The sequence below is a fragment of the Flavobacterium sp. LMO8 genome (genome assembly GCF_009495755.1).
GTDB lineage: Bacteria > Bacteroidota > Bacteroidia > Flavobacteriales > Flavobacteriaceae > Flavobacterium.
In genome coordinates this window covers 1-21,666 of sequence record NZ_WIBJ01000019.1, presented here as the reverse complement: position 1 = coordinate 21,666, position 21,666 = coordinate 1, and the positions used below count along the sequence as shown (strand labels likewise).

At 31.0% G+C, this 21,666-nt stretch carries 21 protein-coding genes; 12 read left to right on the top strand and 9 right to left on the bottom strand.

Annotated features, from left to right (window positions below; translation table 11 throughout):
• Window positions 1-465: 465 nt before the first annotated feature.
• From GFJ94_RS02920 to GFJ94_RS02875, 10 genes are all read left to right on the top strand, one after another.
• Window positions 466-2,355, top strand: coding sequence for a site-specific DNA-methyltransferase (locus tag GFJ94_RS02920; protein WP_153200094.1), 1,890 nt, complete (start codon window positions 466-468; stop codon window positions 2,353-2,355).
• A 9-nt stretch (window positions 2,356-2,364) separates the two neighbouring features.
• The gene (locus tag GFJ94_RS02915; RefSeq protein WP_153200093.1) at window positions 2,365-3,126 is read left to right on the top strand and encodes a hypothetical protein; all 762 of its coding nucleotides are present in this window, start codon (window positions 2,365-2,367) and stop codon (window positions 3,124-3,126) included.
• A 17-nt stretch (window positions 3,127-3,143) separates the two neighbouring features.
• Complete coding sequence (locus GFJ94_RS02910; protein ID WP_153200092.1) at window positions 3,144-5,903, top strand: DEAD/DEAH box helicase family protein; 2,760 nt, start codon at window positions 3,144-3,146, stop codon at window positions 5,901-5,903.
• 35 nt (window positions 5,904-5,938) lie between these two features.
• Window positions 5,939-6,850: a DUF5655 domain-containing protein gene (locus GFJ94_RS02905; protein WP_153200091.1), complete on the top strand. Its 912-nt coding sequence runs from the start codon at window positions 5,939-5,941 to the stop codon at window positions 6,848-6,850.
• Between the two features lie 199 nt (window positions 6,851-7,049).
• Window positions 7,050-7,499, top strand: a complete 450-nt coding sequence (locus GFJ94_RS02900; RefSeq protein ID WP_153200105.1) for a LexA family transcriptional regulator — start codon at window positions 7,050-7,052, stop codon at window positions 7,497-7,499.
• Between the two features lie 131 nt (window positions 7,500-7,630).
• Complete coding sequence (locus GFJ94_RS02895; protein WP_153200090.1) at window positions 7,631-8,890, top strand: Y-family DNA polymerase; 1,260 nt, start codon at window positions 7,631-7,633, stop codon at window positions 8,888-8,890.
• 122 nt (window positions 8,891-9,012) lie between these two features.
• Window positions 9,013-9,750 (top strand): Cthe_2314 family HEPN domain-containing protein, encoded by a 738-nt coding sequence (locus GFJ94_RS02890; RefSeq protein WP_153200089.1) that lies wholly within the window; start codon window positions 9,013-9,015, stop codon window positions 9,748-9,750.
• Window positions 9,751-9,930: 180 nt separating this feature from the next.
• Window positions 9,931-11,172 (top strand): hypothetical protein, encoded by a 1,242-nt coding sequence (locus tag GFJ94_RS02885; RefSeq protein WP_153200088.1) that lies wholly within the window; start codon window positions 9,931-9,933, stop codon window positions 11,170-11,172.
• 89 nt (window positions 11,173-11,261) lie between these two features.
• Window positions 11,262-11,951 (top strand): SOS response-associated peptidase, encoded by a 690-nt coding sequence (locus GFJ94_RS02880; protein ID WP_238989428.1) that lies wholly within the window; start codon window positions 11,262-11,264, stop codon window positions 11,949-11,951.
• A 132-nt stretch (window positions 11,952-12,083) separates the two neighbouring features.
• The gene (locus GFJ94_RS02875; RefSeq protein ID WP_153200087.1) at window positions 12,084-13,139 is read left to right on the top strand and encodes an endonuclease; all 1,056 of its coding nucleotides are present in this window, start codon (window positions 12,084-12,086) and stop codon (window positions 13,137-13,139) included.
• 65 nt (window positions 13,140-13,204) lie between these two features.
• On the opposite strand, the gene GFJ94_RS02870 is transcribed toward GFJ94_RS02875, so the two are convergent.
• Window positions 13,205-14,356 carry a hypothetical protein gene (locus tag GFJ94_RS02870; RefSeq protein WP_153200086.1) on the bottom strand — a complete coding sequence of 384 codons (1,152 nt, stop codon included), beginning with the start codon at window positions 14,354-14,356 and terminating at the stop codon, window positions 13,205-13,207.
• A 1,148-nt stretch (window positions 14,357-15,504) separates the two neighbouring features.
• Between GFJ94_RS02870 and GFJ94_RS02865 the strand changes: the two genes are divergently transcribed.
• Window positions 15,505-15,927, top strand: a complete 423-nt coding sequence (locus GFJ94_RS02865; RefSeq protein WP_153200085.1) for a hypothetical protein — start codon at window positions 15,505-15,507, stop codon at window positions 15,925-15,927.
• A 203-nt stretch (window positions 15,928-16,130) separates the two neighbouring features.
• Here GFJ94_RS02865 and GFJ94_RS02860 read toward each other — a convergent pair whose 3' ends face one another.
• From GFJ94_RS02860 to GFJ94_RS02845, 4 genes are all read right to left on the bottom strand, one after another.
• On the bottom strand, window positions 16,131-16,388 hold the full coding sequence (locus GFJ94_RS02860) for a hypothetical protein (protein WP_370513782.1): 258 nt from the start codon (window positions 16,386-16,388) through the stop codon (window positions 16,131-16,133).
• The gene (locus tag GFJ94_RS02855) at window positions 16,378-16,641 is read right to left on the bottom strand and encodes a hypothetical protein (RefSeq protein WP_153200084.1); all 264 of its coding nucleotides are present in this window, start codon (window positions 16,639-16,641) and stop codon (window positions 16,378-16,380) included. Before GFJ94_RS02855 ends, GFJ94_RS02860 begins: the two co-directional genes overlap by 11 nt.
• A gap of 12 nt (window positions 16,642-16,653) precedes the next feature.
• On the bottom strand, window positions 16,654-17,106 hold the full coding sequence (locus GFJ94_RS02850) for a DUF5675 family protein (protein WP_153200083.1): 453 nt from the start codon (window positions 17,104-17,106) through the stop codon (window positions 16,654-16,656).
• A gap of 68 nt (window positions 17,107-17,174) precedes the next feature.
• Entirely contained in the window at window positions 17,175-17,978 is an 804-nt protein-coding gene (locus tag GFJ94_RS02845) for a hypothetical protein (protein WP_153200082.1), read from the bottom strand.
• Between the two features lie 97 nt (window positions 17,979-18,075).
• Here GFJ94_RS02845 and GFJ94_RS02840 point away from each other — a divergent pair, with 97 nt between their 5' ends.
• On the top strand, window positions 18,076-18,567 hold the full coding sequence (locus GFJ94_RS02840) for a thermonuclease family protein (protein WP_153200081.1): 492 nt from the start codon (window positions 18,076-18,078) through the stop codon (window positions 18,565-18,567).
• A gap of 104 nt (window positions 18,568-18,671) precedes the next feature.
• Here the strand turns inward: GFJ94_RS02840 and GFJ94_RS02835 are convergent, their stop codons facing one another.
• The 4 genes from GFJ94_RS02835 to GFJ94_RS02820 form a co-directional block, all read right to left on the bottom strand.
• Entirely contained in the window at window positions 18,672-19,148 is a 477-nt protein-coding gene (locus GFJ94_RS02835) for a hypothetical protein (protein WP_153200080.1), read from the bottom strand.
• A gap of 165 nt (window positions 19,149-19,313) precedes the next feature.
• Window positions 19,314-19,856, bottom strand: a complete 543-nt coding sequence (locus GFJ94_RS02830; protein WP_153200079.1) for a LemA family protein — start codon at window positions 19,854-19,856, stop codon at window positions 19,314-19,316.
• 183 nt (window positions 19,857-20,039) lie between these two features.
• Entirely contained in the window at window positions 20,040-20,576 is a 537-nt protein-coding gene (locus GFJ94_RS02825) for a DUF3822 family protein (protein WP_153200078.1), read from the bottom strand.
• Window positions 20,577-20,762: 186 nt separating this feature from the next.
• The gene (locus GFJ94_RS02820; protein WP_153199845.1) at window positions 20,763-21,614 is read right to left on the bottom strand and encodes a sulfurtransferase; all 852 of its coding nucleotides are present in this window, start codon (window positions 21,612-21,614) and stop codon (window positions 20,763-20,765) included.
• Between the last annotated feature and the right edge of the window lie 52 nt (window positions 21,615-21,666).

The window sequence follows — 21,666 nt, the reverse complement described above, 5'->3', positions numbered from 1 at the left end:
TATAATTAGCCACATTTTTTTCAAAAATTCACAACTCATATCTCACAACTCATAACTCATAACTTTGCTTTCTTTTACATTATTTTCATAGGGTAAGCAGGGTAACCAAAAAGTAACACAAACATTTTTTATTTTTTTAATTTTCATATTTTAAGGTAACATTTGAACAATTTAAAGTAAATCAATAAAATGGAAAGTTTTGTTTGCACTCAAAAAGCCATATAAATCAGTTTTTTACAAACTAAAAAAATAAAATATCTTTTTTACAAAATTAGGGTACCAACGTTACCCTAATTTTTTTTTGCGCTTTTTTTCTTCTTTTTTCGTCCGTATACGGTTATCCTCATTTTTCTTTCGTTTGCTTTTTCGTATGTTTGTATTATTGCATTGAATTAATTAAAAAAAGCTTCATATTTTTTTTTATTTAATCTTTTAAACTATTAATTTATCTCTACTTTATAAAATATGGAAGGCACTTCATTAGACATTACAGACGACCTTATTAAAAAGCTCAAAGAAATTATCCCTGCTGCTTTTTCAGATGATAAAATCAATGTAGAACAGTTGAGACAAATTTTGGGAGAAGCTGTTAATACTGACACAGAAAGATACCATCTGAATTGGGCAGGTAAAAATGATGCATACAAAAACTTACAAACTCCAACAGTTGCAACTTTGCTTCCGCAGCCTGAAAAATCTATGAACTGGGATTTTGCAAACCACACTTTTATAGAAGGTGAAAATCTTGAAGTTCTTAAAGTGTTACAAAAATCCTATTATGGGAAAGTAAGGGTTGTGTATATAGATCCTCCATATAACACAGGTTCAGACAGCTTTATTTATCCTGATAAATTTTCAGAAACTAAAGAGGAATATTTGAAAAGGGTTAGCGAAAAGGATGAAGAAGGGTATTTGATGAAAGAAGGATTTTTTCGTCCTAATAGGAAAGAAAATGGACAGTTTCATTCCAATTGGCTATCTATGATGCTTCCAAGATTATTTCTTGCAAGAAATCTTATGCACGAAGATGGTTACATTTTTGTTTCAATAGACGACAATGAAGTTTCTTCTTTGAAGCTATTAATGGATGAAGTTTTTGGAGAAGAAAATTTTAGAAATATTCTCTTAGTAAGGCGATACGATAAAAATATAAATACCCAATTTTTAGATGAAGGTCTGAAGTCTTTTAACACAGGAGCTGAATATGTTTTGATTTATTCAAAAACTGCTACTTCAAGAATGAATCCTGTTTTTAGAGAGGCATCTGAAGAAAGAAAAGCACAAGGATATTGGAAGGGATTTTGGAATGATGCTGAAAGAAAAACTATGCAATATGAACTACTTGGTGTTGATATTTCTATTGGTCAATGGAAATGGAAAGAGGATGTAGCAAAAGTGGCAGTAGCAAATTATGATGAATACGTTGAAAAATTTTCTGATACCATAAGTCTTGAAGAATATTGGAAGAATACAGGCTCAAAGAAAAAATTTATTCGTAGGAAACCTGAAGGTAAAGGGATGAATAAAGGTGTGGAACATTGGATTGCACCTAATGATAAAATATTGAGAAATACTCTTTGGCAAGATGTATTTGCATCTAAAGTTCCTCGGGGTTTTGATGTTCCTTTTAATAATCCCAAAAATCCCGAACTAATCAAATTACTTATTGAAATAGCAATAGGTGATTTGACACAAGGTATTGTATTAGACTTCTTTGGTGGTAGTGGTACAACTGCACACGCAGTTTTAGATTATAACAAAGAAAAAGACACAAATTTGCAATTCATTACAGTTCAATTACCCGAGCAAATAAGCGAAAAAGACGAAGCCTTTTCAAAAGGACATAGGGTTATATCTGATGTTACTAGGCAAAGGATACAAGATGTAATAAATAAAAGCACTACAAAAAAAGCTAACACACTTGACTTTAATGAGGATGTTGAACCAATAGGTTTTAAATCATTTGTGTTGAGCCAATCAAACTTTAAAATATGGAGGGGTGATTTAATACAATCAGAGGAAGATTTAGTTGTTCAAACAAATCTCTTCCAGCAGCCTATAAAGGGTAATCCCATTTCATTGAATTTGCTTTGGGAGTTGATTATTAAAAATGGATTTCCTTTTACTGTTGACATAAATGTTCATAATGTTGATAATTCCAATTTCTATTCTATTTCTGAAAATCGCCTTATTATAGTTTTAGATAAATATTCTTCTGAAATTCAAAAGGAAATATTAAAACTTAAACCTAAAAATATATTATGCCTTGATTCCTTATTTAATAGCGATGATTGTTTAAAAACAAACGCAATATTAAAACTTGAACAAGAAGGTATAGAATTTCATTCAATATAAACTTTCATTATGAAAATATCTATTCAAAATATTAAATGTAGAGATATTGATTCTTATAAAGAGTCAAATAGGCTTAATCCTTTTTTGGTTGTTAAGTATCAATTTTTTTATGAAAGTGAGCCTTTTGATAAGGTAATTCTTAATAAGATTACAGAAGCAGGTGTGCATTTAGCCAATTCAGTAAATGATAAAGCAGCAAACGATTCTACTACAAGCCGTTCATCAAATAGAAAGCTTAGTAATGCAATTGCTGGAATATTAGCTGAGTATTGTTGGAAGAACTTTCTAAACTCCGTTTCATTAAATTTATTAGTAAAGGAAACGGAATTTAAAGAAGCTGCATCTCAAATAGATTTAGAAACAATTAAAACCAAAAAAACAATAGAGGTTCGTTCTTCATTTCCACGAAATGGTATTGAATTTGCGATTTGCAGCCCAAGACATGAGTTTGACATATTAGGACCATATAAAAATGACTACAAGCCAGACGAACCACAAAAGGATATTTATTTAAGAACTCTTTTTCACGTTCCTACACCAATAAGTTTTTTGGAGGAATATAAAAAGGATGGTTTTGTTGCTTATCTAACTGGAGGTGCAACTTGGGAAATGATGGCAAGTGATGAAATAGCAATTGAAAAGAATTTAATACCCGAGGATGATATCAATGAAACGGAAACTGAATCAACATATAGGGTTGTGCCATTTAGCAGGGCAATGGATTGTAATGCCATTTACAAAGAAATTAATAATATATGTGAAAATAATTAAAATCAACAATCTGATAGATGAAATTACAATTCGATAAAAACCAAGCCTATCAGCTTGAAGCCATACAATCTATAGTTGATTTATTTGAAGGGCAAACTTTGAATACTTCAGACTTTGAATTTTCTTTTTCCGATAAGGAGAAAGATAGTTTACAATTTACCGAAACAGGTGTTGCAAATAATCTTGTTTTGTCAGAAGAAGCCTTATTAGTAAATCTTAATAAAACGCAAATAAAAAACGAACTTCGGGTAGATGAAGTTTCAAATGGAATAGAAAAATTGTGGTACAATGATGATGCTAAAATAAAAGGATTTGTTGAAGAAAAATCAGTTGTTACTAATTTTCCTAATTATTCAATAGAAATGGAAACCGGTACAGGTAAAACTTATGTTTACCTGCGTACTATTTACCAATTAAACAAGGTGTATGGATTCAAGAAATTTGTAATAGTAGTGCCTTCAGTTGCCATACGTGAAGGTGTTTTGAAAAGCCTTCAAATCACATTCGAACACTTACAAGAAATTTATGAAAACCAGCCTGCCGAATACAAGGTTTACGATTCTGGTAGATTAAACGAGTTGGGCAATTTTGCCAAAAGCAATGCTATACAAATTTTGGTTATAAATATTGATTCATTTACTAAAGATGCCAACGTAATTAACCAGGTTAGAGAATCAGGAGTAAAGCCAATAGAATACATTCAAAAGAGCAATCCAATAGTAATTATTGACGAACCACAAAATATGGAAACGGATATTCGTAAAAAAGCGATTACCAACCTAAATCCATTATTTACACTTCGCTATTCAGCTACACACAAAAACCATTACAATCTTGTATACAAATTAGACCCTGTAAAAGCTTATGATTTAGGCTTAGTAAAGCAAATAGAAGTTGATTCAGTAATTGCCAAAAATGATAGTTCTGGTGCTTTTATAAGTGTAGATAGTTTCAAAGTAGCCAAGCAATCCATTACAGCCAAACTTTCCATTTTCGTAAACGAAAAAGGAGGTATAGTAAAAAAACAAGTTACCGCCAAAATTGGTGATGATTTGCATAAACTCTCTAACGGTTGGGATATTTACAAAGAAGGTTATGTAATAAATGAATTAGATGCTGAAAATGATTTCATTGAATTTTCGAGTGGTAAAATTGTTTACAAAGGGCAAGCTGTTGGAGGTTTAACCGACCAGATATTAAAAGAAATGGTCGATGCTACAGTAGAGAACCATTTTAAGAAAGAAAAAGAATTAAGAAGCAAAGGAATTAAAGTTTTATCAATCTTCTTTATTGATAGAGTTGCCAATTATCGAAGTTATGATGAACAGGGTAATGCAAGTAAAGGTAAGTTTGCAGTTTGGTTTGAAGAGAGTTATACAAAGTGGCAAAATATGCCAGCTTACAGTGGTTTGTTTTTATACACAGCCGAAGAAGTACACAACGGCTATTTTAGCCAAGATAAAGGCAAATTGAAAGATACTAAGGAAGGTAAGTCTACTAAAGCAGATGATGAAACCTTTAAGCTAATAATGCAAGATAAAGAAAGGTTATTAGATACAGCAACACCACTTCGTTTTATTTTCAGCCATTCGGCACTTCGTGAAGGTTGGGATAACCCAAATGTATTTCAAATATGCACACTAAACGAAACCAAATCTGATATTAAGAAAAGGCAAGAAATAGGCAGAGGGCTTCGACTCTGCGTAGACCAAACAGGAGAAAGAAATTTGGAAAGGGCAGTAAACCGCCTTACAGTAATTGCAAATGAAGCTTATGATAGTTTTTCAAAAGCATTACAAAAAGAAATTGAGGAAGATTGTGGAGTGAAGTTTGAAGGGCGTATTAAAAATGCAAGACTCAGAGAAAAAGTAAAGCTAAAAGATAAGTGGTTAGATGATACTTTATTTAAAGAGTTGTGGGATAAAATCAAACACAAAACCGAGTACAAAGTAGATTACAACACAAGCCAATTAGTTTCCAATTGTGTAACTGCATTGCAAGCAATGCCTACAATTGAAAAACCAGTCATTTACCGTGAAAAAAATATTGCAAAATTCATTAGAGATGCAAAAGGCAATTTGATTGAATTAGGAGGAGAACAAAAAGGCAGTAAAGAGAGAATTGTAAAGGATGCCAATTATGAAATTCCTGATTTTGTTGCTTACATACAATCTAAAACTGAACTAACTAGAGATACCATTACTCAAATTGTATTGCAGAGTAATAGGTTAGTTGAAATTTTCAACAATCCTCAATTATTTATGGATAGTGTTGTTCGAATTATCAAATATGAATTTGACCGAATCAAAATAAATGGTATCCAATACGAACAAATTGCTGGTCAAGTATATGAAATGAAATTGTTTGAAACTGCCGAAATAGAACAGTATTTAGAAAACCTTATAGCAGTAAAAAAACAGCATAAAACATTATACAACTTCATTGCTATTGATTCACTTAGCACACCTGAAAAGAAGTTTGCAGAAGATTGCGATTCAAGGGATGATATACTGTTTTACGTAAAGCTACCAAAAACATTTCAAATAAAAACTCCAATAGGTCCATATAACCCTGATTGGGCTTTAGTCAAAAAAGAAGAAGGCGAAGAAACCAAAATATATTTTGTTGCCGAAACCAAAGACCCGAAAGCAGCAAAAGATAAAACACTTTTGAGAGATAGCGAAATAATGAAAATAGCTTGTGCTGAAAAGCATTTTGAAGTAATCGAAAATGTGCATTATCAAGTAGTAGGTTCAGTAAGTGATTTAAAGATTTAATTTATTTTTTTTTAATTTTAAAATAAAAAATAAAAATGACACTTTATAGAATTGATAAAAAATTAGAATACATAAAAGAAAATCCATTTAAATTGGAAAAGGATTTACAAGACCTATCAGAAAAAAATCTTAAAACTATTTTTGGGTTAGATTTTGTAAAATCTGAATTTGCTTTAAATAATTTTCGTATAGATACATTAGCTTTTGATGTTGAAGCTAATGCTTTTGTAATTATAGAATACAAAAGAGATAAGAATTTCAGTGTAATAGATCAGGGATATGCTTACCTCTCATTAATGCTTAATAACAAAGCCGATTTTATACTTGAATTTAATGAAAATAATAATAAATCATTAAAAAGAACTGATGTAGATTGGTCGCAATCAAGGGTACTTTTTGTTTCAACTGCATTTACGAATTATCAACGTGAAGCAATAAATTTTAAAGATTTGCCAATTGAATTATGGGAAGTAAAAAGATTTGAGAATAATACCATATCATACGAACAAATTCAAAAAGCTGGTGCACAGGAAAGTATTAAAACAATTTCTAAAAACGACCAAACTATTGATAATGTAGCAAAAGAAATAAAAGTATATTCTGAGGAAGAACATTTAGAGAATGTATCAGATGAGATAGTAGAGCTATATGAGAAATTTAAAAATGCAATACTAAATTTTGAAAATATAGAATTGAAACCTAAAAAGAAATATATTGCTTTTGTATCAGGTAAAAATGTTGTTGATATTCATCCTCAGAAAAAAGCATTGAAAATGTGGTTAAATTTAAACATTGGTGAACTTGATGATAATAAATTGATCGCAAGAGATGTTTCAAAAACTGGCCATTGGGGTAATGGTGACTATGAAATTCAAATTAGTTCAGATGATGAATTTGAATATATTTTAAGCTTAATAAGACAATCATTTAATAGAAATAAGAAATAGGCTTTTTTGTTATTTATCAATTACCAAATAGATTTTTTTTTAAAACTAATCAAAAGCCATTACCTCATTCAGCTGCACAAAAATCGCTCCTAGTCCAAGTATTCCTAGCATCAATTCTTTGTTTGCTTCATTTCGTTAATTATTATTTTTTTCAACATTGTTATTTTCTAAAATATTACTTACCTAATTTTGTGGTATGATGAAGTTAAGAAGTTTACACAGCACAACAATATTTGAATTTTATGCTCCTGATTTTTCAACAGAATTAGTCTTACCATTTGTTGATGTGGGTATAAGTGCAGGTTTTCCTTCACCTGCTGATGATTTTATTGAATTAACCATCGATTTAAATAAGCATCTAATCAAACATAAAGACAGTACTTTCTTTGCTAAAGTAAAAGGGCATTCCATGAAAAACGCAGGTATTTTTGATGGTGATTTATTAGTAATAGACAAAAGCTTAACTCCACAAGATGGTAAAATAGCTATTTGCCAAATTGATGGTGAATTTACAGTTAAGAGAATTAAAATAGAAAAAGATATTGTTTGGTTAATAGCCGAGAATGAAGATTACGAGCCTATAAAAGTAACCGAAGAAAACGAACTAATGATTTGGGGTATTGTAATTCATAGTATAAAATCGTTCTAATGAAATCAATTTTCGAATATATTCTATTAAGTTTGCTTACAATCTTTGTAATATACATTTTTATTAAATTCATAAGTTCAAGACCAAGGGACAAATACCATAACGATAGTTGGAAAAATAGAAATAAATAAATGTTTGCCTTAGTAGATTGCAATAACTTTTACGCCTCTTGCCAAAGAGTATTCGAGCCACATTTAATTGGAAAACCAGTAGTAATACTTTCCAATAATGATGGTTGTGTTATTGCGCGTTCTAACGAAGCTAAAGCATTAGGAATTCCAATGGGAGCTCCTGCATTCGAATTCAAAAAACTATTCGAAGATAACAATGTATTTGTTTATTCCTCAAACTATGCCTTGTATGGTGACATGAGCAGTAGAGTAATGAACATACTTTCAACTTTTACACCCGATATTGAAGTATATAGTATTGATGAAGCTTTTCTAAAGTTTGAAGGATTTGAATTCTTTAACCTGGAAGAATACGGAATAATAATTCAAAAGACTGTAACTAAAAATACAGGAATTCCCATAAGTGTAGGATTTGCACCAACAAAAGCACTAGCGAAAGTAGCCAATAAAATAGCAAAGAAGTTCCCAGAAAGAACAAAAAGCGTCTATGTAATAGACAATGAGGAAAAGAGAATAAAAGCTCTTAAATGGACTAAAATTGAAGATGTTTGGGGTATTGGTAGAAAACACGCTAAACGCTTACGGGCAGTTAATGTTTTCAATGCTTATCAATTCACACAGTTACACGATGATTGGGTAAGAAAAGAAATGGCAGTTGTAGGATTGAGATTAAAACATGAATTAGAAGGCAAACCAACATTGGATTTAGAAACTCCAAAGAGTAAAAAAATGATTGCTACAACTAGATCATTTGAAAAACCAATGACAAAATTGGAAGATATTTCAGAACGCATTGCTACGTTCACAACTTCCTGTTCCGAAAAACTAAGAAGACAAAACAGCCATTGCAACATGATAATGGTTTTTCTTCACACCAACTATTTCAGAAAGGACCAACCACAATATTCAAGAAACATAGTAATCAATACCAATTTTCCAACAAACTCCACAATCGAGTTAAACAAGTACGCTCAAATTGGATTAAAAGCAATTTTCAAAGAAGGTTATAATTACAAAAAAGCAGGCGTAATAGTAATGGGTTTAACTCCTAATGACCAAACCCAATTATCCCTTTTCAACACCTCAAATCCAAAACATCAACCTCTAATGTCAGTAGTTGATAAACTTAATAGAGCCTACGGCAAAAACAAAATCAAGTTCGCCAATCAATCTCTTGGTAGACAATGGAAAATGAAACAAGAAAAATTATCAAAATCTTATACTACTAGGATTGACGAAATCATTACAATTAAAATTTAAAAGAATCTTTATATTTGAAAATAAAACAAATCCATACAAAACTTTCGCATATTATGTCAAAATAGTATAAACGTAGTCTGAAAGTTCAGCATATATAGAAGTTAACTGCAATTTTAAAGAAAATGAGCGAACAAAAAGAAACATTCAGAGATACACTCTTAAAAGGAGAATTCGTTGATGTTTATTTCAAACAGGTTGTCCCAGTTATTAATGAATGTTTTTCAAGAGCTTTGAAAACAAAGGAATATGATTTTTTCTTGGAGGGCGACGAGAAAGAACAAAAAATTAAAAAGCTCTTTAACTATTTTAATCAACTAAATAATGTAGTTGAAGATTTAGAGAAAACTTTAGTGTTTATTAAAATCCCTGACCATTCAAAAATTTCAGAGTCATTTCCTGAATTTGAAAATACTGAGACTTACTATAATTACTTTATTGAGAATTATATAATTAGAATTAATTCATTATCTGATATTCTAGGTAAGATTTTAAATCTCTTATATATGACAGAAATTGATAAACCTAATCTTTATTTATTCCGTAATAAAATTCATAAAGAATTTCCTGAGCTAAATACAAAGATTTTGGCTTTGGCGGAAAAAATTAAAATAACAAAAGATAAACGACACGAAAAACTTCACGAAGGCTCAACTGAATTTGAATATTTAAAAAGTGTAGTTTTTTGGAATGATTTACATACATTGATGAAAGAAGAAGCTCCGGCAATATTAAAAAAAACAACTCAAGAAGGTTTAGATCAAATGGCAAAAAATATTTCTGCAGAGATTGAAGAATATGTTATTTTAGTAAGAGATATATTGAATATTTCAGTAGTTAAACTTAATGAATACTTAGTCTAATACAAAAACTTCCGAGTTATTGCGCGAATGCTTTCGCGTAATAACATGAAAATTTCAAAACCTTGGCAAACAGATTAGTAAAGATATATTTATTCTTAAATTAAAAATGTTGAATATATTTGAAGATATTTACTAGTTAGCAGTATTTTTTTGACCACAATTTATTAAAATAAAAATATTATGGAAAAAGAAAGTAGTAATAATAGTTTCAACCAATCTATTTATTCCATTTATGATGAACTACAAAAAGAATTATCTTCTATCATATCAATTTTTTTTGAAATTAAATATGACAAAAAAATCATTCAAATTCTTCCTAATAAATTCAATTTAAGTGGATTATTAATTGAATGCGAATTAAAAAATGATGAGAATTTAATAACTATTGAATTTCCAAAAGTCAAAATTTTCAATGGAGAAATATTTTTAAATATTGAAAAATCTGACAAGAAAATAGGACAATATTTATATTTTAAATTTTTAGATGAAAAATTTAATCATTCTGCTTTTTGTAGACAAATCGGTGATAAAATAGAAGCATTTACTAAACTTTACAGCTCTTTAATTCTTGAAAATTTTAATCAAATTAGAAATAATTATTTCTCAAATAAGAATAGACAATTATATCAATATGAAATTGACTTTTTTATAAAACCATATGTTTTATTAAAATGTGAAACATCAGTAGAAATTTCTAATTATGGTTACAAGCCAGGTGAAGGTAGAAATTATATTCATTCTTATAGCATAAAATATTTTGATATACACAAATTTGATAACAAAAAAGTTATTAATTTTTTACAATCTATAAACGATTCAAATCCAAAAGACAGAGACAAAGAATATCTCGAAATGAACGCAAGTGACTATAGTGGTTTACTACAAAAAGAATATTATGATTTAGAACTATCAAAGAAAATAAATCATTACATCAATCTCAATAAAGAACATGACGACAATTTCGATTTTCAAAAAATAAAATATGACCCAATTATAAAAAAGAATCGAAATAATTTTAAAATATTCGAATGTATCATATTGACATTTGTTATTACAACATTCAATATTGAAAAAATTGAGTTATTTTTGAAATCATCACAATCAAAAAATAGAAGTTATCAAAACATTTCTTTATTATCTCAGTTCTTTCTAAACACTAGATATATGTCTTCCATGCTAATTGCTGATTTTTTTCATTTTAGAGAAAAAATCATAAGTGAATTAAGGTCAAAAAATTTCAATGGTGATGAATCTTATAATGAAGTTTTATCTTCATTTAAATTAATTGGTGGTACAGATGAAGACTTAGAAAAGATAATATACTTTTACTTAAATTATACTTCAAAATATGATGAAAATATCGATTTCAATCACATTGCACTTATTTTCTACAATTATTTTAAAGTAGAAAACTACTGTTAACAGCGTTTTGCAATAAATGCGTGTTTTAAGCATTATTTTAAAGTTCGTTTTTAATTTAAAGTTTTGGTTATATTTGTAATGGCTTGGTCTTGGTTCATCTCCACTTTTCAAAGCTGCAAAATATTGATAATCAAAACATTTGCTTCCATTCCAAACAAACAAAACTAGCTTTAGAAGTCGAAAACAGATTTAAAGCAACAATAGAAAAAAAAGAACTTTTCAATCCTTCTAATGATATAAATGGTTTTTATTTTGGAATAAATCCAGTTATCACAGATGAAAACCCTAATCTTATTAAGCATTATAATTGGGGTTTAATTCCTTCCTGGTCTAAAGATGAAGATATCAAAAAACTAACATTAAAAGCACGAATAGAAACAATAGAAGGAAAACCATCATTCAAAAATTCTATCAATAAAAGATGTCTAGTAATAGCAAATGGTTTCTATGAATGGCAATGGCAAGACAGTAAAGGCAAAAATAAAATCAAGTACGAAATAGGTATTGGTAATGATGATTTATTCGCTTTCGCAGGCATCTATTCACAATGGGTTAATCAAAACACGGGTGAAATTAAAGATACATATTCCATCGTTACCACACAAGCCGATCAACTAATTGCAGAAATCCATAACACCAAGAAAAGAATGCCAATAATTATGAAGCCAGAAGACGAATCCAAATGGTTACAACACGAACCAATCAATAACTTTGCTTATCCCAATGAAGTAAATTTAGTAGCTAAAGCATTTCCCTCAGATATTTTATCGCTTTGGTAGTAATATCACATTGTTACTTTTTTTAGTTGTTACAATATGTATTTCTTTAAGTTTATTTAACCCAACAAATTTCTTGTGATATTGTTTTTTTACACTAAATTTGAATAAATCAAAGCAATTAAAAGTAAAACAATGCTAAAAAAAATACTCTTTCTATTAGTCCCAACATTATTCTATGCCCAAATTCCAGCGTATTATGCTTCAATTGATTTTAGTCAAGAAGGTGATTATTTAAAAAACCAATTAACTACACTTATAACAAACACACATACAACAAACCTACCCTATACAGCAACAGGTATTACAGATACTTGGGATGCTTTATATCAAACCGATTTAAACCCTAGTAATACAAACAATGTACTTTTAGTTTATGGTTGGAATGATACTGATGCTGATATCACAAACGATTATTCGAGAGCTCAAACATCTTCTTGTCATACTTCTTCTTGTAGTGGTTTATGGGTAAGAGAGCATGTTTATCCACGTTCCCTTGGCACCCCAAATCTTGGCTTTGAATTTGCAGGTGCAGATGCGCATCACTTACGTTCTATTGATAGTGATAGGAACAATTCAAGAAGTAATAGAAAATTTGAAGAGGGTAGTGGGATTAATATGTCATACATTACACTAGCAGGGAATTGGTACCCAGGTAATGAATGGAAAGGTGATGTAGCTAGAATGATTATGTACATGTATGTTCGCTATCCATCGCAATGTTTACCAAACAATGTTGGTGTTGGTAGTACATCATATTCCAATTATGGTGATATGCCAAACGTATTCTTAGATTGGAATGCACAAGATCCAGTTTCACAATATGAATTGAATAGAAACAATATTCTAAACACCATACAAGGCAACAGAAATCCTTTCATAGACAACCCATTTCTAGCAACTATCATTTGGAATGGTCCACAAGCAACAGATACTTGGGGTGTATTATCAACGGATGATTATACACTATCAAACAATCTTATTTATCAAACAATTACAAAGGATTATATCTACATAAATAATGTAGATAATAAGCAATATAACTATTCCGTTTACAACACTCTAGGTCAATTAATAAATACCAATACTACAACAAATACAATAGATTTATCAGGCAATTCAAAAGGCATCTACTTTATTATACTACAGTCAGAGAATAAAACTAAATCTTATAAAGTAATTTTAAATTAGGTATTAAAGTCTTAAGCTTTATTTATTTCTATTTTTATTAGTTATTGCTCCAAAGTCTAATATTTCTAATGTGTTTTTAATATTTTGCATATCAATCTATATGATGATATGTATTCAATGTCATCATTCAAATATTGCCTCATTCTATTCAACTCTCTTTCGACAATTTTGTTTTTACATTGAGACAAAATAGAACCACTAAAAAAATTAAAATCCATATAATTTCTTCTACTAGAATCAATCAACTTTTGTAAGGGATAGTTATAATCTTTTTTTGGTCGACCTAGGTTGCGTTTTTTTATTGGTAAGTCAATATGGATTACTCCATCTTCATCTATATTAAATAATGGTTTCAAGTTACTAGTTTTATTATCATAAACAATAAATCTTCTGGTAAAAACCTCTTCACAACTATTAATTTGCTCATTTAAAGATGAAACTAAGTCATCAATGAACTGTTCATAAACAATTCTATATCTTCTATGAACACTTCTTTTTTCATAGATTTTTAAAATTGAATCCTTTTCGTATAAATACGTATTCTCAAGAAAGGGTTTATATTTTTGATCTAATAAACAAACTAAACTTTCAAATTTTATAATATAAACCTTGTCTTTAATTTTTGTTAGTTCACTTTTATGCTTATTTACAACAGATTTTAATTTTTCAATAATTATATCTAACCATGTATTTAAAAAAATTGTATGTCTATTCAAAATATCTTCAACATTATATTTAACTGTTTCAAATTCAAAGTTCTTTTCTTGATGATATCTTAGATATTCTATTTTACCATGATGAGAATCATATGAAAATAATGTAGAGGATACTAATTTACCTGTTTTATCTCTCCTGATAGGATGTCCCACCAATTCATTCCTAATTTCCCTATTTATCGAATAATTAACATCTTTCTTTAAATCTCCTTTGTTAAATCCAGTCGCAAACAATCTTAAAAGTTCATCAATAAAATCTTGCTGTACATACAAAGTCTGTAGTAAACTAACATGATATGAAAATACACCAGTGAGTGCATTGCTACTAACAGGCTCTTTGAGCATATCCAAAGTATCATGAAAATAACCCATTAAATCACCGAAGTAATTAGTCTTAGCTTCTTTATCAAATTTTATCTCACTCTGACAATATGGATAATCCCATATATTATAATTCCAAACGTCACGAATAGTATCAAGTTTTTTATATATTTCTTCCATAGTTTTGTAAAGCTAAGGAAATTATCTAAAAAGTAAATATTTTACCTAATTATGAACTAATAAGTCTTTATTGGATTGTAAGAAGCGAACCGCTCGGGCATTCTTGGTTTCCATTTTCCCGCTATCCGTTAAACACGGTATCACTTCTATCGGGGCTAGATAGAAAGCAAATGGCTTTCTTGTTTTCAATGTTTTAATTAGGAACGCTTCGCTAAGTTGTTTGCGCCCACCCAGTCCAACGCTCCCCACCGCACTAGTGGTATTTTGTGTGTTTTTTGCAATTGTTTTACCCAAAGTAAGTCAATAAAAAAAGGCTCCCTGTTTTCCCAACCCCTCGCGCACAGTCCGCCTTTTTTTATCCACTTACAACCAATCCAAAAACAAACGCTAAAAACACACAAAAACCACTCCCAAGCTATTATTACATAATAAACCTTATAATTCATTCCCAACACCCCACGCAGTCCCCCTGAAAGTTATAAGGGTTATTATGTAAAATATCCGCTCCCAGCCGCACCCACCCGAAAAAGAATAGGAACGCTACCGCTAACGTAATTTTCATTGTTTTTTGAAGATGCTTCCCATTTCCATCAGAAGTTAACTGCTAACTGAAAACTGCGACTGCTAACTAAACTATCAAGCATCCTCAAAAATCAAACTACCACAAGAGTGTGTTTTTCATTTTTCTCATCTTCACAAAGAAACATTGTCAAACCGAGCGTAGTCGAGGTCGTCTAGCAAAAAAAAGAAAACCACACCCTTGTTTACCAGTCCCGATTGAACACCCCTAAAACCCCATTTCATAAGAACATTAGGGGTAAACATTTTTACAAAAAAAAGGATAAAAAAGAAGCCAAAGGTTTGTTCCGGGTATTCAAAAAAGCAAGTTCAAGCCTCCGGTTCCGGATAAAATCTCCACCCATACATTTTCAATACCACCACATCCACTTAGCGTTTCCACAGACGCATATGGGTAGTATTTTACCCGTAAAACTTGCTTTTTTGAAACCCTCCACAAGGCAAGACGGCTTTCTTTTTTTTCCTTTTTTCTTTTGCAAAAATGTGTGTGGGGCATCTCGGTTTTCATTCACATTTCGGGCAACCAAGGAGGAAAGACGAAGGAAGTTAACTTGTTAAATCCTTGTACTATGGACACTATTTTTATTAAAACCCACCAACCTGGGGCGCACTATGCCAAACCGCACTTTTTCGTATTATCAAAAGGACTAAATAGCGGAAAACCTAACAATGAACCTTTTACAAACAGCTTTGTACTAATCTTCCAAACCGAAGCTCAAAAAGAGGACATTTTTTGGATAGCCATGAGCCTATGGAAATCCAAATTCTGGATGCCTTTTCTTCGCGGTTCGGTTATTCCGTTCTTATCCCTGTATGAATTCAAAAAAGAGTTCAATCCAAAAGCAACCCGATTAATGCGTGAACATGAGCTGCACCATAAAAACATCCAAGCACTCAAGTTGCTGCAAGAACAAGAAGCACATCACGCAAAAAACATCCACCTAATCAACGAAATCCGTAACGCCATCTTACTCCGTTACAGAAACAAATAACACAAACCTGGCCCCGTAGGGCTAGGTTTTTTTATTTCAAGAAATTTCCCCAAACAATCCCTATCCCGAAGCAAAACAATACATAACCGCAATATAAACGCACCAATTAAATAAAATTGGAAAAAGCGAAGCAATTGGGTATAAAGCAAAAAAAAGCCCCTGAAATAGGAGCTTTTGATTGCGATTTTTAAGCAAATTTAGTTTTATTGAACCCTGTCTTCCTGTGGAACTCTCGGTTCTTCGTCATCTTGTACAGCGGTTTGCGATACTGCTGACAAAACACCACCGGCCAAAACCAAATAACCTGCAGCTGCAACTAATCCAGCCGGCAATGCAATTGGTGAAGCGATGATAGTTCCTCCAACAGTTGCTAAGGCTAAACCAATTGTTCTCAATACTTTGAAAAACTTTGGTGTTGGAGCTTTCACTCTTTGAACGATATTCATTTCATTACTTTTCATGTTCGTGATTTTTAAAGATGGATAATTCTAATTTTTGAACTCGGTGTTCTAAATAATCTACTTTTTGGTTCAGTAAATCACTGCTACTTTTAAACTCGGTTTTGATTAATAATGCCATGGTTTTTACTTCAACAAGGTCTTTTTCCATTCTTTTGAAATCTGTGTGCAATTGTTTGATAAAATAGGCTACAACCGATAATAATAAGCTTATTAAACTTCCAAAAAGTACCATTAATTGTGGAGCTTGTTCCATGGCATTACAAGTTTAAAATTGGAAATTGTTTTCGATACTAATCTTGTTTGCTTTGTTCTTTGCTAATGCAACTAGCTTAGGATAAATCATTTGGTAAGCCATAACACTTTGCGTAACTCGGTAATCGCCCTGGATAAGTTGGAACCCAAATCCACAAAGCGGACATCCTGCGGTATCTTCAATCGTATTTCCTGTATGGATATACACATAACTGAAATTTGGTAAACCTGTAATTTCAATCATACCTTGGTGAACTTTTCCAAATGCTTTTTTGTAGTTGACATTTTTTGCACCCCAAGTATTAAGCTGCAATGAATAGGTTCCAGTAGGTATGGCAGTATGTTCCTTGATTTTTTCAGTTCGTATTTTATCCTCAAGTAAATAACATTGAAATACTCCGTTGATATATAATTGGCTTAATGTACTTTGTTTGCCCTGTGCTACGCGAATGATTTTTGTTTCCATGGGAATTGAATTAGTAAGTTAAAACAAAAAATCCCCCAGAGTTGCTGAGGGATTTGTAAGTAGGATTCTTAAAATGCGTCCTCAATTTTCAAGCAGTTACCTGTTGCAAATAAGTAATAGTTTGAACCTACTTTTTGGTAGAACTCAATTCCAATACCTTGAAGAACGGTAACATCTGTTGATGGCGTGATACCATTTGGCAAAGTTGCTGTAATGGTAGTTGCAGTTGCAGGAGCATACAAATCCAAGAAAGTGCTGAATTGAACATCACTCACTTCATTCTGTGCTGTGTCAATAGGATCATAACTATTCGTTACAGCATTGTAAGCAAAGTCACTCACTACAGAAAGAGTATTAATCAATCTAAAGTGGGTAGCACCTGCAGGTGCATTAATCAAATTCGCTGGATTAAACGCAGGAATTACAAAATCAGCAGTGTTTCTTGCTGGGTCATGCGTAACACTGTAAGGAGCATTGAAAATACCATTTAAGGAAGTGTTTTTGTCAAACTCAAAACCTACCAAGTAATTTCTTTGAGAGGTAATCTCAATTTTACGATACCCTCTGGCTTCGGTTTGGTCTTCCAAATTGATTTTCTTCATAATAGCTGTTAAACGTCCTGCTACTTGCGTATCAGACATTTGCTTCACGATTTGTGATAAACCAGTTCTAACTGATTTTCCTGCTTTAGCACAAGCACCAAACTCGTTCATGTTCTCACGAGTTCTTTCAAATTCTGGAGCTGATAAAACTTGCTCCCCTGAAGGTCCACCTACCATTCCGGCAAAGTACCCTTCTTGTCCTTTAATTTTAAAGTGGCGAACATCTCCAAGAGTTCCCACATACTTTAAAACGCCTTTCTGTCTAGCCATTTTGTAAAGATTTTAGAAGTTAATATTTAAGTGAAATTTTATACTCAAATATCATTCATTATCTTTGATTTACAATAACTTAAAATACTGAAAATCAATGCAATACAACGCAAAAGCACCCTATTTAGTGGAAACCCATTGGCAAATAGATGAAGTCTTAGATGGAGACAGCATAATCATTATCAACCTTTTCACTCGTTTGCGAAAAGAGATACGACTATATGGTTTAGATGCACCAGAAGTAAAGTACAATAGAAAGATGAAAGAGGACGAACAGAAAACACGTTTAGCAGCCCAATTTTTAATCCAATTAGGATTGGAAGCCTTGCATTATGTTTTGGAAGTAGCACCGCCTAAAACGGTTGTAACGATAATTACAGAACAGGATAACTTTTACGATTATTGGAACCGACAATTAGGATATGTAATCTTGCCAGGAGGGGAGTGCTTGAATGATTTGCTTTTGATCAATGGATTTGCAAAAGCAACAGACGAATATTATTGTGGACGATTAGCCGAGTTTCAAAAAATGAATCGCAAAGCACAACTTAAAAAAAGAGGTATTTACAAGCATGTAAAAAAGTTCTGATTTGTTGTACTTATGTTGTACTAATGGATGTTTGAAAACTAAAAATATCAATAAATATAGTACTTTACAGGCGTAATGGAGCTAAACCGCTGTTAGCAATAGTATTAATTATAGTCTTCGATTTTAATTTCAGCAACTTCTAATATCAATTGTATTGTTTCAATAAAGTTCTTAAGATTACTGTTGATTTGGTTTTTATGAACACTCCATAATTCAAACTTTATAGAATTAAAAAAAAACGTGCCAAATTCAAGTTCTGAAGTTGAACCGTCCAAACCTGAAACAAAATTTTCAACTAAATCTGAATTATTTATTTTGCATATAGATTGTATAATTTTATTAAAATCTTCTTCACTTATCTCAGTTTTCTTTTTCTTTTTTTTGGTATGTTCAAAATATTTGGCTTCTAATTCATACGTTGTTTTATTATATGTTCGGTTTTCATAAATTGAAATTTCAACTTCAGAAAAAGCTACAATAGAAACATTATATTTAAAATTGACGAAATCTATATTTCTGCTTTTTTGAGCAATAGAACTAAATGATATAAATAATATTAATAATAAAATTTTTAGTTTCATAGTTGTTGATTTGTAGATAGTTTTCAAATATTATTGCTAACGTCCCGCTGCTTTGAGATGGCTGGAAGTTCGTAATCGCTCAGTTTTCGGCTTAACGAAAACTTGATGCGAAACGGTAATTCCACTAAATTCCAGCTATATCAAAACAGCTGTTACCAGTAGTTGCTATTCAGGATATGTGCCTCCGTTAATAATCCAATTTTCTACTTTTTTCTTTCTAATCATTTTCGATTCATTGTCAACTCCATATCTATAATCAAAATAATTAAAATCTTTTGGAAAGTCTGTTTTTCTTGCGATTATAGAATTTGGAAACCTAACTCTGTATGTATTATATTCTCTAACGTTTTGATTATAATTGTCTAAACTCAAATTTATTTTTTCATTTAGTGTTGAGTTTAAACTGTCCGACATAACGAATTGATTTATTTTGTATTCATTAAATTCAAGTTCTTTTGAACATTCAGTCAAAGCAATAGATTTAGCCTTATTCCAATAAAATTTCAGACTATCGTTTTTAAAATTCTGCTTTGATAATTCTGCGTTTCTTTCTTTTAAATTTTCTGTATAATTAGTCCAACTCTGTTTTACGTTGCTTTTTGAACTTTCCAAGTTATTTATGACACTATTTTTAAATAATAGATATCCAATGAAACTTATTCCAATAAATATCATCAATGTGATTAAACAACCTTTTAGAAATTTCATTTTATGTTTTTTACGTTTTTTTTCGGTGCAATTACTGGTAACGTGTTGCAGCTAAAAGAAGTGGCGACGAGCCAAAACCAAGCCAAAACAAATATAACGCATACTTTTGAATTTTCGGAGAAAATTCGGAAGTATGCCCTTGCCTAAGCCATTACTTTTAACTGCTGTTAGTGGTCGTTGCTTTTACTTAACATTGAAGTTAAGCGTAAAATAAACTTTTCTTTCGTCATACTTTTTATTTGGTCTCAATTCCTTTGTAATTTCCAAAATATATCCAGTTACGTTTTTCACTCCTTTATTTCTGAAGGTTTGAGTATATTCTAGCTTATTGTCTACGAAATATAGCGTATCTAATTTTTTATTTTCTAAATCGCAGTATTCGATATTATTTTCTTTACATAATAAAATTCCACTTACTGTATTTTTTAAAAAGGGCTTGTAAAAAAATGTAATTTTTGACTCTTCTAATGGATTTAAGATACTTTTTTCAATTTTAATTTCATAGGAGTTTCCTTTGCTTTTTATCGTGTCTCTTTTTTCATTAAAATACCAACCTTGATTTAAATATTCTTTTCCGCAAATATTCACATATTCCAATGTTTTTTCCAGTTTTCCTTTTTTGTAAAAACTTCTTTTTATTATTCCGTTCTGCTTTTCAGTTTTTGTACTTATATCAATTATTTTTTCACTTTCATCTTTACAAGAAAGATTTGAAATCATAACAATCAATAAGGTAAATAAGATTGGGTTCTTCATAATTGGATTCGTTCGGCAATGACCACTAACGTTTCGGGGCTTTGCGTTCGGGCGGGAAATCGAAGCACAAAAGCTGATATTATTACTAATGTTCAATTGAAAATCTGCCGTTGAATTTTGCACTTCAGCCCGCCTGACGCAAAACCCTTGTTAGGCGTTCGTTTTTTCTATCTGTTTGTTGTTTCTACTCCATTCACTCCACGAACCGACATATAGCTTTGGGGTTTCCATTTCAGCATATGTCAGTGCTAATAAAGTATGACAAGCTGTTACTCCTGAACCACAATGAACTATAATGTTTCCAATGCTAATATCTCCAAATATTGTTTCATATTTATTTTTTAGTTCGTTGGGTTTAAGGAATAATCCGTTCTGGTCTATATTTTCCGTAAATGGAACATTTATTGCACCTGGAATATGTCCTGCAATTAAATCGATTGGTTCGGTTATTCCGTCATATCGTTCTTTGTCCCGAACATCAACTACTAAATAATTAGGATTTTGCGATACGCTTTCTACCTCATCAATTTCGATTGTTGGTAAATTCCATTGGTTAAACTGATATAGTTCTGAATTTCTTTTAATGTTTTCGGTTTTCGAACTCAATGGAAAATGTAATTCTTTAGCCGTCTTTAATCCACCATTTAATACTTGTACTTTTTCGTGTCCAATTGATTTTAGCATCCACCAAAATCTTGCAGAAGCATTTGAACCATTTTTATCGTCATAAATAATAATATGCTTGTCGTTGGAAATGCCAAAATCTGACAAAGTTTTTGCAAAATTTTCTATTTTAGGTAATGGGTGGCGTCCTCCGTCCGAAAAATCAGTTTTAATATCTGCCAATTGAGAATTTAAGTCAATAAAAAAAGCACCTTCTAAATGTTCTGTTTCGTAGTTAGCTTTAGCATTTTTACCGTTGCTAACATCGAAAGTCATCACATCAGGATTTTTGTATATTTTCAGTAATTCGTCCACTTCTATTATTGGTGATATTTTCATTTTTTCTTTAAATTTCTATTTCTGACCGTGGTTGTGCAAAATGACGCCTAAC

What these genes read in the sequence shown, in the direction of transcription:
- GFJ94_RS02830 (WP_153200079.1), bottom strand. Translation starts at nt 19,856, where the DNA reads ATGAAATTTCTAAAAGGTTGTTTAATCACATTGATGATATTTATTGGA.
- GFJ94_RS02885 (WP_153200088.1), top strand. Translation starts at nt 9,931, where the DNA reads ATGGAAAAAGAAAGTAGTAATAATAGTTTCAACCAATCTATTTATTCC.
- GFJ94_RS02840 (WP_153200081.1), top strand. Translation starts at nt 18,076, where the DNA reads ATGCAATACAACGCAAAAGCACCCTATTTAGTGGAAACCCATTGGCAA.
- GFJ94_RS02860 (WP_370513782.1), bottom strand. Translation starts at nt 16,388, where the DNA reads ATGAAAAGTAATGAAATGAATATCGTTCAAAGAGTGAAAGCTCCAACA.
- GFJ94_RS02825 (WP_153200078.1), bottom strand. Translation starts at nt 20,576, where the DNA reads ATGATTTCAAATCTTTCTTGTAAAGATGAAAGTGAAAAAATAATTGAT.
- GFJ94_RS02910 (WP_153200092.1), top strand. Translation starts at nt 3,144, where the DNA reads ATGAAATTACAATTCGATAAAAACCAAGCCTATCAGCTTGAAGCCATA.
- GFJ94_RS02895 (WP_153200090.1), top strand. Translation starts at nt 7,631, where the DNA reads ATGTTTGCCTTAGTAGATTGCAATAACTTTTACGCCTCTTGCCAAAGA.
- GFJ94_RS02870 (WP_153200086.1), bottom strand. Translation starts at nt 14,356, where the DNA reads ATGGAAGAAATATATAAAAAACTTGATACTATTCGTGACGTTTGGAAT.
- GFJ94_RS02920 (WP_153200094.1), top strand. Translation starts at nt 466, where the DNA reads ATGGAAGGCACTTCATTAGACATTACAGACGACCTTATTAAAAAGCTC.
- GFJ94_RS02915 (WP_153200093.1), top strand. Translation starts at nt 2,365, where the DNA reads ATGAAAATATCTATTCAAAATATTAAATGTAGAGATATTGATTCTTAT.
- GFJ94_RS02835 (WP_153200080.1), bottom strand. Translation starts at nt 19,148, where the DNA reads ATGAAACTAAAAATTTTATTATTAATATTATTTATATCATTTAGTTCT.
- GFJ94_RS02850 (WP_153200083.1), bottom strand. Translation starts at nt 17,106, where the DNA reads ATGGAAACAAAAATCATTCGCGTAGCACAGGGCAAACAAAGTACATTA.
- GFJ94_RS02875 (WP_153200087.1), top strand. Translation starts at nt 12,084, where the DNA reads ATGCTAAAAAAAATACTCTTTCTATTAGTCCCAACATTATTCTATGCC.
- GFJ94_RS02905 (WP_153200091.1), top strand. Translation starts at nt 5,939, where the DNA reads ATGACACTTTATAGAATTGATAAAAAATTAGAATACATAAAAGAAAAT.
- GFJ94_RS02845 (WP_153200082.1), bottom strand. Translation starts at nt 17,978, where the DNA reads ATGGCTAGACAGAAAGGCGTTTTAAAGTATGTGGGAACTCTTGGAGAT.
- GFJ94_RS02900 (WP_153200105.1), top strand. Translation starts at nt 7,050, where the DNA reads ATGAAGTTAAGAAGTTTACACAGCACAACAATATTTGAATTTTATGCT.
- GFJ94_RS02820 (WP_153199845.1), bottom strand. Translation starts at nt 21,614, where the DNA reads ATGAAAATATCACCAATAATAGAAGTGGACGAATTACTGAAAATATAC.
- GFJ94_RS02865 (WP_153200085.1), top strand. Translation starts at nt 15,505, where the DNA reads ATGGACACTATTTTTATTAAAACCCACCAACCTGGGGCGCACTATGCC.
- GFJ94_RS02890 (WP_153200089.1), top strand. Translation starts at nt 9,013, where the DNA reads ATGAGCGAACAAAAAGAAACATTCAGAGATACACTCTTAAAAGGAGAA.
- GFJ94_RS02855 (WP_153200084.1), bottom strand. Translation starts at nt 16,641, where the DNA reads ATGGAACAAGCTCCACAATTAATGGTACTTTTTGGAAGTTTAATAAGC.